Raw genomic sequence first — 17,659 nt, 5'->3', positions numbered from 1 at the left:
ATCAGCCCGAGAGCAGGGTCTGGCGCATGGCCGCCGCGTGTCCGAAGAAGCGTTCGGTGAGCCGGTCATTGACCGCGAAGGCGGCCGCGGCCAGTCCGCGCAGGCCGTCGCGCAGCGCCGGATCATCGGGATCGAGCCGGCCCGGCGCATCGAAACGCCCGAGCTCATGCACCGCTGGCGCGATCAGCTCGTCGCCGCAGGGACCGAATCGCATCCGCAGCCGACCGAGGAAGTCGAGCACCCCGTGCGAAAGAAACCGGATGGAGCGCGGGTTGCCTTCGTCGCGGATCAGCAGGTCGAGCACCGGCAACCACTCCGGGCTGCCGAGGTAGCGGGTGCGGTAGGTGATGCTGGAATCGGCCAGCTCCAGCAGCCAGCTCAGGCCGGCATCACGCCCCTCGGTGAGCGCGCTGTCCAGCGCCTGGCACATGAAGACCAGCCGCTCCAGACGGCGTCCGATCGACAGGAAGCGCCAGCCGGTGTCACGGGTCATGCCGTCGAGCGCATAACCCGAGAGCGTGACCAGACCGGTGATCGAGCGGTCGACCCAGGCCAGCGCGTCGAGCAGCTGCGGCTCGAGCTGCTGCTCGCTGTCCTGGATCAGGCGGTTGAGGGTTCGCCAGTTGTCGGCGGAAAGGCGGTCACGCAGGCTGTGGGCAGTGCGCGCCATCTGACGCAGGTTGCCGGCCAGCCCGGCGGGACGATCGGCGCTCGAGGCCGCCACCAGCCAGCCGTCCTCGGCGCCCTCATGCTGAGCGAGCAGGCCGGTGCGGCGGGCCAGAGCCACCGCGGCCGCAGCCTCGGCGGCGGCCTCCTCGCCGGATTCGAGCAGATGGTTCAGGCCCAGCCGCAGCAGCCGCGCGCAGTCTTCGCTGCGCTCGGCGTAGCGCCCGAACCAGTAGAGGTTCTCGGTCAGGCGGGAGGGCAAGGCCGGTGCGGCCTGCGCGAGCTCGGCCGGACCCACGGTGGAGCGCAACAGGCTGAAGGCGGCATTGACCGGCCCCGCCGAGAGCACCCAGGTGTCCTTGGAGGCGCCACCGCGCTGCATGGAGACCACCCGCACACCGGGCGCCGCCGCCACGCGCGCGAGTCCGCCGGGCATCACGGAATACCCCTCGCCGGCACTGGCGGCGAACACCCGCAGGCCGAGGGAGCGGGCACCGAGCCGCGCCGGCATGCCGGGTTCGATGACCGGCGCCTGCGAAACCTCGACCAGCTCCTGCGCCACATAGCGACCCGGGTGACGGCGAACCTGCTCGCGGAACGCGGCAGCCTCACGCGCGGCAAGGTCACGCCCGAACACCGGCTCGAAGGGATGGTCGGGCGTGGCCGGCTTGAACACCAGCGAGTCGAGCCGGGCGAAGGCATCCTCGCGGGCGGCAGGCTCGCCGCACCACCAGGTGGCCACCGAGGGGATCTTCAGCGGTTCGCCAAGCAGGCGTTCGGCCACCGCGGGCAGAAAGCCCAGCAGCGCGCCCGACTCGAGCACCCCCGCGCCCAGCGCATTGGCCAGCACCACCGTGCCGCGACGCGCGCAATCGGTGAGGCCAGGCACGCCCAGGGCGGAATCGGCCCGCAGCTCCAGCGGGTCGCAGTAATCCTCGTCGAGGCGGCGCACGATGGCATGCACCCGGCGACCGCCTTCCAGTGTCTTGAGCCAGACCCGGCCGTCGCGAACGCTGAGATCGGCGCCCTCGACCAGTGGAAAGCCCAGGTACCGGGCCAGCAGCGCGTGCTCGAAATAGGTCTCGTTGAAGGGCCCCGGCGTGAGCAGCACGGTGAGCGGCGGCCCGTCCTCGCGGTCGGCGAGGCGGGCGAGTGCGTCACGAAAGCCCGCGAAGAACGCCGCCTGCCGCTGCACCCGGAGGTCGCGGAAGAGCTCGGGGAACACCCGCGAGACGATCAGCCGGTTCTCCAGGGCGTAACCCGCGCCCGAGGGGGCCTGCGTGCGATCGGCCAGCACCCACCAGCGGCCATCGGGCGATCGGGCGAGATCGGCGGCGTACAGGTGCAGGAAGACCCCGCCGGGCGCCCGGGTGCCATGGGCCGCACGCAGGAAGCCGCCGTGGGCATGCACCAGATCAGGCGGGATGAGGCCCTCTCGAAGCAGGGTCTGCGGGCCGTAGAGATCGGCGAGGATGCGGTTGAGCAGCACCGCGCGCTGGGCGATGCCGGCCTGCAGGGCCGACCACTCCTCGGCCGGGATGACCTGAGGCAGGGCATCGAGCTCCCAGGGGCGGTCGAGTCCCTGGGGATCGGCATAGACATTGTAGGTGACGCCGTGATCGCGGATCTGCCGCTCGATCGACTCCAGACGCTCGCCGATGCGTCGCGCCGGGGTGCGGGCGAGCAGATCGTAGATGGCGCGGAAGTGCGCGCGCGGCCGGCCGGGCGCCTCGAAGAGCTCGTCGAAGCGGGCCCTGGCCGCGGGATAGTCGGCCAGCAGATCGGCGGACGGCGTGCGATCGGTCAAGCCGGCCGGCGCATGTCGAGGGTGAAGGGCAGGTCGGGATTGCGGCGGGCCGCCGCCACCGTCAGCGTGCCCGGGGTGTGGCCGATGCGGAAGAACCGCGCCAGCCGCCGCGCCTCGGCCTCGTAGGCGTTCACCGGAAAGCTCTCATGGTTGCGCCCGCCAGGATGCGACACATGGTACTGGGCCCCACCGAGCGAGCGGTTCATCCAGGTATCGGCCAGATCGAACACCAGCGGCGCATGCACGCCGATGGTGGGATGCAGGCACGAAGGCGGCTGCCAGGCCCGGTAGCGCACCCCGGCCACGAATTCGCCCACCCGACCGGTGGGCTGCAGCGGCAGCGCGCGGCCGTTGCAGGTGATGACATGACGCTCGTCGACCAGCCCGCTGGCCAGCACCTGCAGCCGCTCCACCGACGAGTCCACATAACGCACCGTGCCGCCGCCCCCGCCCTCCTCGCCCATGACATGCCAGGGCTCGAGCGCGAGGCGCAGCTCGATGTGCACGCCACGGGCATCGAAGTCGCCCAGACGCGGGAAGCGGAATTCGAAGTGCGGCGCGAACCAGGCCGCCTGCATGGGGTAGCCGGTCTGCCCGAGTTCCTCGAGCACATCGGTGAAGTCTTCCCACACGAAGTGCGGCAGCATGAAGCGGTCATGGAGCTCGGTACCCCAGCGCTTGAGGCGGGCCGGCCGGTAGGGCTCGCGCCAGAAGCGGGCCACCAGCGCGCGTATCAGCAGCTGCTGGGCGAGGCTCATGCGGGCATGCGGCGGCATCTCGAAGGCCCGCATCTCGAGCAGGCCGAGGCGGCCCGCCGCGCCGTCGGGCGAGTAGAGCTTGTCGATGCAGAACTCGGCGCGGTGGGTGTTGCCGGTGACGTCGGTGAGCAGGTTGCGCAGCAACCGATCGATGAGCCACGGCGCGGGCTCGCCGGGCCTGGTCGCCTGCAGGCGTGCCAGCTCGCCGAGGGCGATCTCGATCTCGTGGACGCTGTCGTTGCGGGCCTCGTCGAAGCGCGGCGCCTGGCTGGTGGGGCCGATGAACAGGCCCGAGAACAGGTACGACAGCGAGGGATGGTTGTGCCAGTAGGCCACCATGCTGGCGAGCAGGTCGGGGCGGCGCAGGAAGGGCGAATCGGCCGGCGTGGCCCCGCCGAGCACGAAGTGGTTGCCACCGCCGGTGCCGGTGTGACGGCCGTCGAGCATGAACTTCTCGGAGCTCAGGCGGGTGGCATGAGCGGCCTCGTAGAGGAAGCTGGTCTGATCGACCAGATCAGACCAGCTCTCGGCCGGCTGCACATTGACCTCGATCACGCCGGGATCGGGCGTGACCCGCAGCATCGCCAGGCGCGGATCGCGCGGCGGCTCGTAGCCCTCGAGGATCACCGGCGTGCCCAGCGCCGAGGCCGCGGCCTGCACGGCCGCCACCAGCTCGAGGTAGTCCTCCAGGGCCGAGACCGGCGGCATGAAGATGTGCAGCCGGCCCTCGCGGGGCTGCGCGCACATGGCGGTACGGGCCAGTCCTGCAGCCGACTGACCCGGGGCGGGGGCGGCGCCCTGACCCGCGGCGCCGGGGGCGGCGCCGCCCACCGACTGCATCAGCGCGCGGGCCGCAGGCAGGGGCGCCCGCGGCGCGAAAGGGTCGGCGGCCTGGATCCACGGCCGGTCACCCGGCGCGGCCCAGGGCTGGGAATCGAGCGGCAGGCGATAGCCCATCGGCGAATCGCCGGGCAGCAGATAGCAGCGCTCGGCGCGCAGGAACCACGAGCCGCTGCGCCACGACGGGCCGGCCGCCTCGCGGGCCAGCGGCAACACGCAACCGGTGATCGCGCTCAGGCCCTGGTCGAAGACCTGCCGCAGGCGCTCGCGCTCGAGCGGATCGTCGAGCCGCGAGTCGAAGGGATCGACATTCACCGGCAGGCGGCGCTCGCGCCACAGGTAGTACCAGACATCCTCGTAGGCATCGAAGACATGGTCGGCACCCACGCCCAGGCGCTGCGCCACCTCGCGCAGGAAGCGCGCCGCCAGGGCAGCATCGGCGCCATGGCTGGCGCGCTCGTCGGCGAGCAGCGCCGGCTCGGTCCAGATCGGCTCGCCGTCACGGCGCCAGAACAGGTTCAGCGACCAGCGCGGCAGCTGCTCGCCGGGGTACCACTTGCCCTGGCCGACATGCACCAGTCCGAGGGGCGCATACCGCGCCCGCAGCCGCTGCAGCAGGTCACCGGCCAGCAGGCGCTTGGTGGGCCCCAGGGCGTCGGTGTTCCACTCCGCCCCATCGCGGTCGTCGACCGACACGTAGGTGGGCTCGCCGCCCTGGGTGAGACGCACATCGCCGGCCCGCAGGTCGGCATCGATCCGGTGCCCCAGGCTCTCGATGTCGGCCCACTGCGCCTCGGTGTAGGGCAGCGTGACCCGCGGCGCCTCCCAGATGCGCTCGACCTTCATCGCGTGCGAGAACTCGCACTCGGCCGGCTCGACCAGACCGGACACCGGCGCCGCCGAGGACGGTTCGGGCGAGCAGGCGAGCGGGATATGACCTTCGCCGGCCAGCAGGCCCGAGGTGGGATCGAGGCCGATCCAGCCCGCACCGGGCAGGTAGACCTCGCACCAGGCGTGCAGGTCGGTGAAGTCGGCCTGCGCGCCGGAAGGACCGTCGAGGGCACGCTGATCGGCCTTGAGCTGGATGAGGTAGCCGGACACGAAGCGCGCCGCCAGCCCGCGATGGCGCAACAACTGCACCAGCAGCCAGGCCGAGTCGCGGCACGAGCCCGAGCCTAGCGTCAGGGTCTGGTCGGGGGTCTGAACGCCGGGCTCGAGGCGGATCAGGTAGGCGACATCGCGCTGCACCCGGCGGTTGAGCTCGACCAGGAAGTCGATGGTGCGCTGGCGCGAGGCCGGCACCTGCGCGAGGTAGGCCTGGAAACGCTCGCCGCCCGGCTCGCGCACCAGAAAGGGCGCCAGTTCGCGCGCCTGCTCGGCGGCATAGTCGAAGGGAAACTGCTCGGCCTGCGGCTCGAGGAAAAAGTCGAAGGGGTTGAGCACCGCCATCTCGGCCACCAGGTCGACCTCGATGCACAGTGCCTCGGTGCGCTCGGGGAACACCAGCCGGGCCAGGTAGTTGCCCTGCGGATCCTGCTGCCAGTTGATGAAGTGCTCGCCGGGCGTGACCCGCATGGAATACGACAGCACCCGGGTGCGGGCATGCGGACAGGGACGCAGGCGAACGATCTGCGGACCGAGCGCCACCGCGCGGTCATAGCGATAGCGGGTGATGTGGTTCAGGGCGACATGGATCGACACGGGGCATCCTCCTGGGCAGGCGTGCCTCGATTGAAGCAATTCATGTGCCGAGCCAGCCCGCGGCTAGCCGGTGATTATCGCCCGGATCGCTCGCGCGGCGGCAGCCATGCCCATGGCGGCCGTGACCGTCACCACGGAACCGTAACCCGCGCATGAGAGGCCGGCTCCCCCAACGGCCCCGCGCGTGCCGGCGGGCGCTTCCCGCGAGTGGATCACCGACACGCCGAAGCGTCGGCCCGGCTCGCGCGGAAACCCGTGCTCGCGGCGCAGGCGCGCGCGTACCGCCGCGATCAGCGCATCGCCCCGGATCAGGGCCAGATCGTCCTCGGCGAGGGCAAGCGGATCGCTGCGGCCGCCGGCCGCCCCGCAGACCACGAGCGCCTGAGCACGAGCCCGGCACAGCGCGATCAGCGCCGCCTTGGCCCGAGGGGCGTCGATGGCGTCGACCACCACCGCGCCCTCGGGCACGAGTTGGGCGACATTGCCGGGATCGATGAAGGCATCGGTGGCGAGCACCTGACAATCGGGCGCGATGTCGCGCAGGCGCTCGCGCATCACCGCGACCTTGGCCGCGCCGAGCGTGGAGTGCAGGGCGTGGAGCTGGCGGTTCAGGTTCGACTCGGCGACATGGTCCAGGTCGATCAGGGTGATGGCGCCCACGCCGGAACGCACCAGCGCCTCGGCTGCCCAGGACCCCACGCCGCCCACGCCCACCACGCAGGCATGGGCCGCCCGCAGGCGCGCCAGGCCGGCCTCGCCATGCAGACGGGCGACGCCGCCGAAGGCCCGCGCCGCGGACTCGGCGGCGGTGCTCAGGGCAGCAGCACCGTGGAGCCGGTGGTGCGGCGGGCCTCCAGATCCTGGTGGGCGCGCACGGTGTCGGCCAGGGCATAGCGCTGGTCGATCTCGATGCGCACCTTGCCGCTGGCGACCATGCGGAACAGGTCGGCCGACATGGTCTCGAGGTTCTCGCGGCTGCTGGTGTGGGCCATGAGCGAGGGCCGGGTGATGTAGAGCGAGCCCTTGAGCGCGGTGAGCGGCAGCGGCGGCACCGGCCCCGAGGCGTTGCCGAAGCTCACCAGCAGACCGAAGGGCTGCAGGCTGTCGATCGAGCCCTGGAAGGTGTCCTTGCCCACCGAGTCGTAGACCACCGGCACCATCTCGCCGCGGGTGATCTCGCGCACCCGCTCGGCCACATTCTCCTTGTTGTAGAGGATCACATGGTCGGCGCCGAAATCGCGCGCGAGCTTGGCCTTGGCCTCGGAGCCGGCGGTGCCGATGACGGTCACGCCCAGCGCCTTGGCCCACTGCATGGCGATCAGACCCACGCCACCGGCCGCGGCATGGAACAGGATGGTCTGGCCGCGCTGCAGCTTGTAGGTGCGGCGGAACAGGTACTGGACGGTGAGGCCCTTGAGCATCATGGCCGCGGCGGTGTCAAAGCCCACCGACTTGGGCAGCTTCACCAGCGGCGCCGCCGGCATGTTGCGCAGCTCGGCATACGAGCCCGGGGGCTGGCCGCAGTAGGCAACCCGGTCGCCCACCTTGAAGGTGTTCACGCCCGCGCCCACCGCGGTGACCACCCCGGCGCCCTCCAGGCCCACCCCGGCGGGCAACGGCATGGGGTACAGGCCGGATCGGAAATAGACATCGATGTAGTTCAGGCCGACCGCATGGTTGCGGACCTGCACCTCGCCGGGGCCGGGCGGGCCGACCTCGACATCGACGAACTGCATCACTTCCGGACCGCCGGTCCGCTCGATTCGAATTGCCTTGGGCATGGTGTTCTCCGATTGGGGAATGAAGGCGCGCGCGGCAAGGACTGCCGCGCGCGATGCGGGGGGAAACCGGCGCGCCGGCCGCGGCCTCAGAAGGTGCCGGGGTAGGCACCGCCGTCGATCAGGAAGTTCTGGCCGGTGACATAGGACGCCTGGGCGCTGCACAGGTAGGCGCAGGCCTGGCCGAACTCGTAGGCATCGCCCAGGCGTCCGGCCGGCACCGAGGCCGTGCGCAGCCGCCGGGCCTCCTCGATGCTGACCCCGGCAGCCTTGGCCGAGGCGGCGATGGTGCCACGCAGGCGGTCGGTGTCGAACATGCCGGGCAGCAGGTTGTTGATGGTGACATTGTGGACGACGGTCTTGCGGGCCAGCCCGGCGATGAAGCCGGTGAGGCCGGCGCGCGCGCCGTTGGACAGGCCGAGGATGTCGATGGGTGCCTTCACCGAGCTGGAGGTGATGTTGACCACCCGGCCGAAGCGGCGCTCGATCATGCCGTCGAGCGTGGCCTTGATCAGCTCGATGGGCGTGAGCATGTTGGCGTTGAGCGCGGCCAGCCACTGCTCGCGGGTGAAGCTGCGGAAGTCGCCGGGCGGCGGGCCGCCGGCGTTGTTGACCAGGATGTCGATCTGCGGCGCGGCCGCCAGCGCCTGGGCCTGGCCCTCGGGGGTGGTGATGTCGCAGGCAGCCTCGATCACCGTCACCCCGGTCTGCTCGCGCAGACGGGTGGCGGCCTGGGCCAGCGTGTCGGCCGAGCGAGCGTTGATCACCAGGTTCACCCCCTCCTGGGCGAGCGACAGCGCGCAGCCGTAGCCCAGCCCCTTGCTCGCGCCGCAGACCAGCGCCCATTTGCCCTTGATGCCGAGATCCATGTCCGATCGCTCCGGAAGAAACAGGTTGGAAAAAGAACCACGCCGCGTCAGCGGCGCCGGCCGCCGCCACCGAGCAGCGAGCCGAGCACGCCGCGGATGATCTCGCGGCCGAGTGTGGACCCGATCGAGCGGGCCGCGCTCTTGGCGGCAGCCTCGATCACGGAATCACCGCGGCGCGAACCGCCACCCGACCCGCCGCCGCCGGCAAGGCCGCCGAGCACATCACGCAGCGTGTCGGTGATGGATCCCTCGGCCGGTGCGGGCGCAGGTGCACGGCCCGCTGCCGGCGCACCACCGCCCGCGGCGCCCGCGCCGGCACCCGAGCCCGTCGGGCTTGCGGCACGACCGGTCGCGCCGGCCTTCAGGCGCTCGAAGGCGCTCTCGCGGTCGATCGCCTGCTCGTAGACGCCAGCGACCACCGAGCCGGCGATCAGCGCGCGTCGTTCGGCGTCGTCGACGGGGCCGATGCGCGACCCCGGCGGTACCACCAGCGCGCGCTCGACCATGCCAGGGCGGCCCTTCTCGTCGAGGAAGGAGACCAGCGCCTCGCCCACGCCGAGCTCGGTGATCACGGCCTCGGCGCTGAACGCCGGATTGGGCCGCAGGGTGCTCGCCGCCGACTTCACCGCCTTCTGGTCGCGGGGCGTGAATGCGCGCAGCGCGTGCTGCACCCGGTTGCCGAGCTGCCCGAGCACGGTGTCGGGCACATCGAGCGGGTTCTGCGTGACGAAGTACACGCCCACCCCCTTGGAGCGGATCAGGCGCACCACCTGTTCGACCTTCTCGACCAGCGCCCGCGGCGACTCGCTGAACAGCAGATGGGCCTCGTCGAAGAAGAACACCAGCTTCGGGCGGTCCCGGTCACCGACCTCGGGCAGCCGTTCGAAGAGATCGGACAGCAGCCAGAGCAGAAAGGCTGCGTACAGGCGCGGCGAGTTCATCAGGCGGTCGGCAGCCAGGATGTTGACCACGCCACGACCCGCGCCATCGGTCTGCAGCAGGTCGTCGATGTTGAGCATCGGCTCGCCGAAGAAGCGGTCGGCACCCTGGGAGTCGAGGGTGAGCAGCGCGCGCTGGATGGCGCCGATCGAGGCCGAGGAGACATTGCCGTAGGCGGTGGTGAAGTCGCGGGCGTTCTCGCCGACATGCTGCAGCATCGCCCGCAGGTCCTTGGCGTCGAGCAGCAGCAGCCCGCGCTCGTCGGCGATGCGGAACACCAGGTTGAGCACGCCCTCCTGGGTTTCGTTCAGGCCGAGCATGCGCGCCAGCAGCAGCGGCCCCATGTCGGAGACCGTGGCGCGCAGCGGATGACCCTTCTCGCCGAAGACATCCCAGAGGGTGACTGGCGCGCCGGCGAAGGCCGGCTCGGGCAGGCCCAGGCGCTCGAGCCGCTCGCGCAGCCGTGGGCTGGCGGTGCCGGGCCGGGCGATGCCGGTGAGATCGCCCTTCACATCGGCCATGAACACCGGCACGCCGATGGCCGAGAAGCGTTCGGCCATCACCTGCAGGGTGACGGTCTTGCCGGTGCCGGTGGCGCCAGCGATCAGGCCATGCCGGTTGGCGAGGGCCGGCAGCAGGCACAGGTCGAGCGGCGCGCTGCCGGCGGCGGCCGGCTCGCTGACCGCGATTCGGAGGGGTTCGGGCATGCTGCCTCGGGGGCGGCCGCACTGGGGCCGGGTGATAGAATGGACGGCTGCGAGGGCGCCGTTGCGAAGGCGTCAATTCGACCACGCCGCGCGCGCACCGCGCAAGCCGGCACCCCCCGGAGAGACACTGATGGCCGGCCATTCCAAGTGGGCCAACATCCAGCACCGCAAGAATCGCCAGGACGAGAAGCGCGGCAAGCTGTTCACCCGCATCATCCGCGAGATCACCGTTGCGGCCAAGCTCGGCGGCGGCGATCCCAACGCCAACCCGCGGTTGCGGCTGGCCATGGACAAGGCCTCCGACGCCAACATGACCAAGGACAAGGTCGCCAACGCCATCCAGAAGGGCGTGGGCGGCCTGGATGGCGTCAACTACGAGGAAATCCGCTACGAGGGCTATGGCATCGGTGGCGCGGCGGTCATCGTCGACTGCCTGACCGACAACCGCACCCGCACCGTGGCCGAAGTCCGGCACGCCTTCTCCAAGTACGGCGGCAACCTCGGCACCGACGGCTCGGTGGCCTTCCTGTTCCGCCACTGCGGCCTGTTGCTCTATGCCCCCGGCACCTCCGAAGACCGGGTGATGGAAGCGGCCATCGAGGCCGGCGCCGAGGATGTGGTCACCGATGAGGAAGGCGGCATCGAGGTGCTCTGCGCGCCGCCCGATTTTCCGGCGGTGCGCCGGGCCCTCGAGGCGGCCGGCCTGAAGGCCGAGGTGGCCGAGGTCACCATGAAACCCGTCACCGAAACCGTCTTCACCGGCGAGGATGCCGCCCGCATGCAGAAGCTGCTCGATGTGCTCGAGGGCCTCGACGATGTCCAGCAGGTCTACACCAACGCGGTGATCGACGAGGCCGCGCTGTGAAGCTGCTGGTGGTGGGCTCGGGCGGGCGCGAGCACGCGCTCGCCTGGCGCCTGTCCTGCTCGCCGCGGGTCACCACGGTGCATGTCGCCCCGGGCAACGCCGGCACGGCCCGCGACGGGCGGCTGCGCAACCTGCCGATCACCGACATCGCCGAGCTGGCCGAGTTCGCCGCCACCCAGGACATCGCCTTCACGGTGGTCGGGCCCGAGGGGCCGCTGGCGGCCGGCATCGTCGACCACTTCCGCGAGCGCGGCCTTCGCATCTTCGGGCCCACCCGGGCAGCGGCCCAGCTCGAGTCCTCCAAGGACTTCGCCAAGGCCTTCATGACACGGCACGGTATTCCCACCGCGCGCTACCAGACCTTCACCGACGCGGCGGCGGCCCATGCCTACCTCGACAGCCAGGGCGCGCCGATCGTCATCAAGGCCGACGGCCTGGCCGCCGGCAAGGGCGTGGTGGTGGCCACCACGCTGGCACAGGCGCACGCCGCGGTCGACGACATGCTGGTCGACAACCGGATGGGCGCGGCCGGGGCGCGCGTGGTCATCGAGGAATGCCTCGGCGGCGAGGAAGCGAGCTTCATCGTGATGGTCGACGGCCGCCATGTGCTGCCGCTGGCCACCAGCCAGGACCACAAGCGCCTGCTCGATGGCGACGCCGGGCCCAACACCGGCGGCATGGGCGCCTATTCGCCCGCACCGGTGGTCACCCCCGAGATCCACGCCCGGGTGCTGCGCGAGATCATCCACCCCACGGTGGCCGGCATGGCCCGTGACGGCATCCCTTTCACCGGCTTCCTGTATGCCGGCCTGATGATCGACGAGCAGGGCAACCCCCGCACGCTCGAGTTCAACTGCCGCATGGGCGACCCCGAGACCCAGCCGATCATGGCCCGGGTCAAGAGCGATCTCGCCGAGGTCTTCGAGGCGGCCATCGACGGCCGCCTGGACACCGCCGAGATCGCCTGGGACCGGCGCACCGCGCTGGGCGTGGTGCTGGCCGCCGCCGGCTACCCCGACAACCCGCGCCGTGGCGACGCCATCGAGGGCCTGCCCGCGCAGGGCAACGGCGCGCTCGATGACACCCTGGTCTTCCACGCCGGCACACAGGAGGCCGACGGCAAGGTGGTCACCGCCGGTGGCCGCGTGCTCTGCGTCACCGCGCTGGGCGACTCGGTCAAGATCGCCCAGGCCGCGGCCTACCAGCGGGTGAGCGGCCTGTGCTTTGCCGGCATGCAGTTCCGCACCGACATCGGCCATCGTGCCCTGGCGCGCAAGCGCTGACCCTGCCCCGGAGACGCCCCATGCAAGCCCCCGTGGACGCAAGCGCGGTTCGCGCCTGGCTGCTCACCCTGCAGTCCTCGATCGTGTCGGGCCTGGAAGGGCTCGATGGCCAGCCCTTTCTCACCGACCAGTGGGAGCGCCCGGGCGGCGGCGGCGGTCTGTCGCGCGTGATCGAGAACGGCGGGGTGCTCGAGCGCGGCGGCGTGCTGTTCTCGCATGTCACCGGGCCGGCCCTGCCGCCCACCGCCAGCGCCCAGCGCCCTGCCCTCGCCGGTCGGCCCTTCGAGGCCATGGGCGTCTCGCTGGTGCTGCATCCGCGCAACCCGTACATCCCCACGGTGCACCTGAATGTGCGCTTCTTCGTGGCCTATCCGGCCGCCGGCAGCGCCGACGCGCCGGTGTGGTGGTTCGGCGGTGGCATGGACCTCACGCCCTACTACGGCTTCGATGAAGACGCCACGCACTTCCACCGCCAGTGCCAGGCCGCGCTCGCGCCCTTCGGGCCCGACTTCCATCCGCGCTTCAAGCGCTGGTGCGACGAGTACTTCTTCCTGAAGCACCGCAACGAACCCCGCGGCGTGGGCGGCGTGTTCTTCGACGACTTCTCCGAACTGGGCTTCGAACAGTCGTTCGCGCTCACCCGCAGCGTCGGCGAGCACTTCCTGCCGGCCTGGCTGCCGATCGCGCAGCGCCGCCGCGACCATGCCTGGGGCGAGCGCGAGCGCGACTTCCAGTGCTACCGGCGCGGCCGCTATGTGGAGTTCAACCTGGTGTTCGACCGTGGCACGCTGTTCGGGCTGCAGTCGGGCGGGCGCACCGAATCCATCCTCTGCTCCATGCCGCCGGTGGTCAACTGGCGCTACAACTGGCAGCCCGAGCCCGGCACCCCCGAGGCCCGGCTCTACAGCCACTTCCTGCAGGCCCGGGACTGGGTTTGAGCGAGCGTCTGCGCATCGGCGTGCTCGGCGGCACCTTCGACCCGCCGCATGTCGGGCACCTGGCGCTCGCCCGCGCCGCCCGCGAGGCGCTCGGCCTCGATGCCTTGCGGCTGATCCCCACCGGCGCGTCCTGGCAGAAGCGCGGCGTGGTGGCAAGCGCGGCGCAACGTGCGGCCATGCTGCAGGCAGGCTTTGCCGGCGAGCCCGGCATGACGGTCGATACCCGGGAACTCGCACGGGCCGGGCCGAGCTACACCGCGGACACCCTGGCCGAACTGCGCGCCGAGCTCGGTCCCGAGGCTGCGCTGATCCTGGTGCTGGGCAGCGACCAGCTGCGCAACCTCGCCACCTGGCATCGCTGGGAGTCGCTGATCGGGCTCGCGCACCTGGCCTGCACACAGCGCGAGCGGGTATCCCTGTCAGCGCTGCCCGAGCCGGTGGAGCGCCTGGTGCAGAGCCACGGGCGGCAGCGCCTGGCCGACGCCCCCGCCGGGTCGATCGTGTTCTTCTCGATGCCACCGGTGCCGGTGTCGTCCACGGCGCTGCGGGCTGCGCTGGCTCGCGGGGAAGACCCTGCCGAACTGGTTGCGCCCGCGGTTCTCCACTATATTCGGCAGCATCACCTCTACCGGGGCTGTGCCCCAGCCTCAGACTGAACGCATGGATCTTCGCAAACTGCAGCGCCTCGTGGTCGACGCCCTGGAAGACATCAAGGGCCAGGACATCCGGGTCTTCGACACACGCCCGGTCACCGACCTCTTCGACCGGGTGGTGCTGGTCAGTGGCACCTCCAACCGGCAGACACGGGCACTGGCCGCTCATGTGCGCGATCAGGTCAAGCAGGCCGGGGGCGATGTCATCTCGGTCGAAGGCGAGGACAGCGGCGAGTGGGTCCTGGTCGATCTCGGCGACATCGTGGTTCATGTGATGCAGCCCGCCATCCGCGCCTACTACAACCTCGAGGAGATCTGGGGCGGCAAGCCGGTCCGGGTCAAGCTCGGCGCCACGCGCCGCGCCCCGGCCGCCTGATCCCCCGGCGCGGCCGCAGCGGCCGCGAACCCGATGCGCATCCGCGTGATCGCCGTGGGCAGCCGCATGCCGGCCTGGGTGCAGGCGGCTGTCGCCGACTACACCGCTCGCCTGCCCGCCGACTGCGCGCTGGAGTGGCGCGAGGTGAAGGCCGAGGCGCGCGGCGCCAGTGGCAGTGCCAGCGCCTGGATGGCCCGCGAGGCACAGCGCATCCGTGCCGCCCTGCCCGAAGGCGCGCGGCTGGTGGCACTCGACGAGCGCGGCACTGATCTCGACACCCGGGGCTTTGCGGCCCGCATGGCTGCCTGGCGCGAGACTGCCCGCTCGGTAGCAATCCTGATCGGCGGCCCCGACGGACTCGACCCCGCCCTGAAGGCCGAGTGCGCCGAGCGCCTGCGCCTGTCCAGCCTTACCCTGGCGCATCCGCTGGTGCGGGTGGTGCTCGCCGAGCAGCTCTGGCGCGGCTGGTCGGTGATCACCGGCCATCCCTATCACCGCGACTGAAGGCACACCGACCATGACCGGCTTCATCTACCTCGCTTCGCAGAGCCCGCGCCGCGTGGAACTGCTGCGCCAGGTGGGCATCGCCTTCCAGCCCCTGCTGCCCGACCCGGATGAAGACGCCGAGGCGCTGGAAGCCACCCGCACCGGTGAAGACCCCACCGCCTATGTGAAACGGGTGGTGCTCGCCAAGCTGCAGGCCGCCCGCGATCGGCTGAGTCGCCGCGACCTGCCGCCTGCGCCGGTGCTGTGCGCCGACACCACGGTGGCCATCGGCGGCACCCTGCTCGGCAAGCCGGCCGACGCAGCGCAGGCCACCGGCATGCTCGAACGCCTGGCCGGACGCAGCCACCGGGTGCTCACCGCCGTGGCAGTGGGCGACGCCCGCCATGCCGAGCTCGCCATCCAGGTCTCGAGGGTGAGCTTCGCGCGCCTGAGTGCGGCGCAGATCGCCGCCTATGTGGCCGGCGGCGAACCCTTCGGCAAGGCCGGCGGCTATGCCATCCAGGGCGCAGCGGCAGCCTTCGTGCGCCGGATCGAGGGCAGTCACTCCGGTATCATGGGGCTGCCCCTGCACGAGACCTGCCGGCTGGTCGATCGCGCGCTGCGGCGAGCCGCGCGCCATGCCGGCGAGCCCCCCCGCCCTCCCGCCCCACCATGACCGAAGACATCCTCGTCAACCACAGCCCGCACGAGACCCGCATCGCGGTGGTCCAGCAGGGCGTGGTGCAGGAACTGCACATCGAACGGGCCGCCGCGCGCGGGCTCACCGGCAACATCTACCTGGGCAAGGTCTCCCGGGTGCTGCCCGGCATGCAGTCGGCATTCATCGACATCGGCCTCGAGCGCGCAGCCTTCCTGCATGTGGCCGACCTCTGGCAGTCGCGCTCGCCGCAGGCCGGCCAGAACGCCCCGGTGCCGATCGAGAAGCTGCTCTTCGACGGTCAGCCGCTGCTCGTGCAGGTGATCAAGGATCCGCTCGGGACCAAGGGCGCGCGGCTGTCCACCCAGATCAGCATCGCCGGACGGCTGCTGGTCTACCTGCCCCATGACCCTCACATCGGCGTGTCGCAACGCATCGGCGACGAGGCCGAGCGCCAGGCCCTGCGCCGCCGCCTGCAGGCCGCCCTGGGCGACAACGATGCCGGCGGCTTCATCATCCGCACCTCGGCCGAAGACTGCACCGAGGCCGAGCTGGCCGCCGACGTGGCCTACCTGCGGCTGCGCTGGCAGGAGATCCTGCAGGGCAGCCGGCGCCAGCCCGCGCCGTCGCTGCTCTACCAGGAAGTCTCGGCCACCCAGCGCATCCTGCGCGATGTCGCCGGCGAGAACACCCACGCGATCATCATCGACAACCCCGACGAGCTGGTCGCGCTGCAGGCCTTCGCGCAGACCTATGCACCGGCCATGGTGGGCCGGCTGCGCGCGCACCGCGGCGACCGGCCGCTGTTCGGCCTGCATGCCATCGAGGCCGAGATCGAGAAGGCCCTGGCGCGGCGGGTCGACCTCAAATCGGGCGGCTACCTGATCATCGACCAGACCGAGGCGCTCACCACCATCGATGTGAACACCGGCGGGTATGTGGGCAGCCGCAACTTCGACGACACCATCTTCAAGACCAACCTCGAGGCCGCGCACGCCATTGCGCGCCAGCTGCGGGTGCGCAACCTGGGCGGCATCATCATCGCCGATTTCATCGACATGACCGATGTCGCCCACCGCGACTCGGTGCTCGCCGAACTGCGCAAGGCGCTGGCGCGCGATCGCACCCGCACCTCGGTGAACGGCTTCACCGCGCTGGGTCTGGTGGAAATGACCCGCAAGCGCACCCGCGAATCGCTGGCGCATCTGCTCTGCGAACCCTGCCCCACCTGCGCCGGCCGCGGCGAGATCAAGACCGCGCGCACGATCTGCTACGAGATCCTGCGCGAGATCCAGCGCGAGTCCCGGCAGTTCAATCCGCGGGAGTTCCGCATCCTCGCCTCGCAGGCCGTGATCGACCTGTTCCTCGAGGAGGAGGCCCCGCCGCTGGCCACGCTCTGCGACGCGATCGGCAAGCAGATCTCGTTGCAGGTGGAGACCAGCTACGGGCAGCAGCAGTACGACATCGTCCTGGTGTAGGGAGCGCCGAGACAAACCAGGCCCGTGGCAGGCCGATGCAAAAAGGCGACGATCGACGCCTGATTTGCATCAACCCCTGGCGCTGGCTCATCGCTCAATCAAGCGTGATCCTGGCCGTGCGGATGATCTCGCCCAGGCGCTTCTCCTCGCTCGCCCGATAGGCGGCCGTGTCCTGCGGCGAGCGCCAGATGGCGGTGGCGCCGCGATCGAAGAAGTCTTTCTTCAGCGACGCGCTTTCGAGGGCCTGGCGGGTGAACTGCGAGATGCGCTCGACCACGGCCGGGGGCAGACCGGCCGGCCCGGTGACGGTGGTCCAGGAGACCACATCGAAGCCCGGCAGGAACTCGGCCAGCGAAGGGATGTCGGGCACCACCGGACTGCGCGTGGCGCTGGTCACGCCGAAGGCCTTGACCTTGCCGGCCTTGTACTGCGCCAGCGCGCCGGGAATGTTGTCGAAGATCATCTGCACCGCGCCGCCGATGACATCGGTCATGGCGGGGGCCGCGCCCCGATAGGGCACATGGGTCATCTCGACGCCGGCAAGCAGCTTGAACATCTCGCCGGCGAGATGCAGCGTGGTGCCCAGCCCGGCCGAGCCGTAGTTGTACTTGCCGGGATTGCGCTTGAGCAGCTGGATGAGCTCCGGGACGGTATTCGCGGGCAGGGCCAGATTGGCCACCAGGAAATTAGGCAGCGCCCAGAGCGTGCTCACGAAGGTGAAGTCGCGGGCGGCATCGAAGGGCAGCTTGCCGGCCTTGAGCGTGGGCGAGATGCCGTGCGAGGCCACGCCGCCCAGGCCCAGGGTGTAGCCATCGGGCTGCGAGCGGGCATAGGCTGCAACCCCGATATCTCCGCCA

At 70.9% G+C, this 17,659-nt stretch carries 14 protein-coding genes and 1 pseudogene; 8 read left to right on the top strand and 7 right to left on the bottom strand.

All coding sequences use genetic code 11. The features are described from left to right. Position 1: 1 nt before the first annotated feature. The 6 genes from AC2H6A_RS02980 to AC2H6A_RS02955 all read right to left on the bottom strand — a co-directional run bounded on the left by AC2H6A_RS02980 (position 2) and on the right by AC2H6A_RS02955 (position 10,065). Complete coding sequence (locus AC2H6A_RS02980) at positions 2 to 2,473, bottom strand: circularly permuted type 2 ATP-grasp protein (protein WP_484271645.1); 2,472 nt, start codon at positions 2,471 to 2,473, stop codon at positions 2 to 4. After that, entirely contained in the window at positions 2,470 to 5,772 is a 3,303-nt protein-coding gene (locus AC2H6A_RS02975; protein WP_484271644.1) for a transglutaminase family protein, read from the bottom strand. Before AC2H6A_RS02975 ends, AC2H6A_RS02980 begins: the two co-directional genes overlap by 4 nt. 63 nt (positions 5,773 to 5,835) lie before the next feature. Further along, the gene (locus tag AC2H6A_RS02970) at positions 5,836 to 6,537 is read right to left on the bottom strand and encodes a tRNA threonylcarbamoyladenosine dehydratase (protein ID WP_484271665.1); all 702 of its coding nucleotides are present in this window, start codon (positions 6,535 to 6,537) and stop codon (positions 5,836 to 5,838) included. Positions 6,538 to 6,584: 47 nt separating this feature from the next. After that, the gene (locus tag AC2H6A_RS02965) at positions 6,585 to 7,553 is read right to left on the bottom strand and encodes a quinone oxidoreductase family protein (RefSeq protein WP_484271643.1); all 969 of its coding nucleotides are present in this window, start codon (positions 7,551 to 7,553) and stop codon (positions 6,585 to 6,587) included. A gap of 86 nt (positions 7,554 to 7,639) precedes the next feature. Then, complete coding sequence (locus AC2H6A_RS02960) at positions 7,640 to 8,419, bottom strand: SDR family oxidoreductase (RefSeq protein WP_484271642.1); 780 nt, start codon at positions 8,417 to 8,419, stop codon at positions 7,640 to 7,642. A 47-nt stretch (positions 8,420 to 8,466) separates the two neighbouring features. Beyond that, positions 8,467 to 10,065 carry a helicase HerA-like domain-containing protein gene (locus AC2H6A_RS02955; protein WP_484271641.1) on the bottom strand — a complete coding sequence of 533 codons (1,599 nt, stop codon included), beginning with the start codon at positions 10,063 to 10,065 and terminating at the stop codon, positions 8,467 to 8,469. A gap of 130 nt (positions 10,066 to 10,195) precedes the next feature. On the opposite strand from AC2H6A_RS02955, the gene AC2H6A_RS02950 reads away from it, so the two are divergent. The 8 genes and pseudogenes from AC2H6A_RS02950 (at position 10,196) to rng (ending at position 16,802) form a co-directional block, all read left to right on the top strand. Next, complete coding sequence (locus AC2H6A_RS02950; protein ID WP_484271640.1) at positions 10,196 to 10,930, top strand: YebC/PmpR family DNA-binding transcriptional regulator; 735 nt, start codon at positions 10,196 to 10,198, stop codon at positions 10,928 to 10,930. After that, positions 10,927 to 12,213 carry a phosphoribosylamine--glycine ligase gene (gene purD / locus AC2H6A_RS02945; protein WP_484271639.1) on the top strand — a complete coding sequence of 429 codons (1,287 nt, stop codon included), beginning with the start codon at positions 10,927 to 10,929 and terminating at the stop codon, positions 12,211 to 12,213. The genes AC2H6A_RS02950 and purD overlap by 4 nt, the downstream gene beginning before the upstream one ends. Before the next feature lie 20 nt (positions 12,214 to 12,233). Continuing rightward, complete coding sequence (gene hemF, locus AC2H6A_RS02940; RefSeq protein ID WP_484271638.1) at positions 12,234 to 13,151, top strand: oxygen-dependent coproporphyrinogen oxidase; 918 nt, start codon at positions 12,234 to 12,236, stop codon at positions 13,149 to 13,151. Further along, on the top strand, positions 13,148 to 13,807 hold the full coding sequence (gene nadD / locus AC2H6A_RS02935) for a nicotinate-nucleotide adenylyltransferase (protein WP_484271637.1): 660 nt from the start codon (positions 13,148 to 13,150) through the stop codon (positions 13,805 to 13,807). Before hemF ends, nadD begins: the two co-directional genes overlap by 4 nt. A 4-nt stretch (positions 13,808 to 13,811) precedes the next feature. After that, positions 13,812 to 14,153, top strand: a pseudogene (gene rsfS / locus AC2H6A_RS02930) (ribosome silencing factor); the annotation flags it as partial. 60 nt (positions 14,154 to 14,213) lie between these two features. Further along, positions 14,214 to 14,684, top strand: coding sequence for a 23S rRNA (pseudouridine(1915)-N(3))-methyltransferase RlmH (gene rlmH, locus AC2H6A_RS02925; RefSeq protein ID WP_484271636.1), 471 nt, complete (start codon positions 14,214 to 14,216; stop codon positions 14,682 to 14,684). 13 nt (positions 14,685 to 14,697) lie between these two features. Continuing rightward, positions 14,698 to 15,342, top strand: coding sequence for a Maf family protein (locus AC2H6A_RS02920; protein ID WP_484271635.1), 645 nt, complete (start codon positions 14,698 to 14,700; stop codon positions 15,340 to 15,342). Then, positions 15,339 to 16,802: a ribonuclease G gene (rng, locus tag AC2H6A_RS02915; RefSeq protein WP_484271634.1), complete on the top strand. Its 1,464-nt coding sequence runs from the start codon at positions 15,339 to 15,341 to the stop codon at positions 16,800 to 16,802. The genes AC2H6A_RS02920 and rng overlap by 4 nt, the downstream gene beginning before the upstream one ends. Before the next feature lie 94 nt (positions 16,803 to 16,896). Here rng and AC2H6A_RS02910 read toward each other — a convergent pair. Continuing rightward, positions 16,897 to 17,659, bottom strand: a 763-nt coding sequence (locus AC2H6A_RS02910; RefSeq protein ID WP_484271633.1) for a Bug family tripartite tricarboxylate transporter substrate binding protein, incomplete at its 5' end; no start/stop codon positions are given.

This window comes from Quisquiliibacterium sp. (assembly GCF_982640115.1).
Note: the sequence above shows the minus strand (reverse complement) of the source record. Positions and strands in the feature narration are given on the sequence as shown.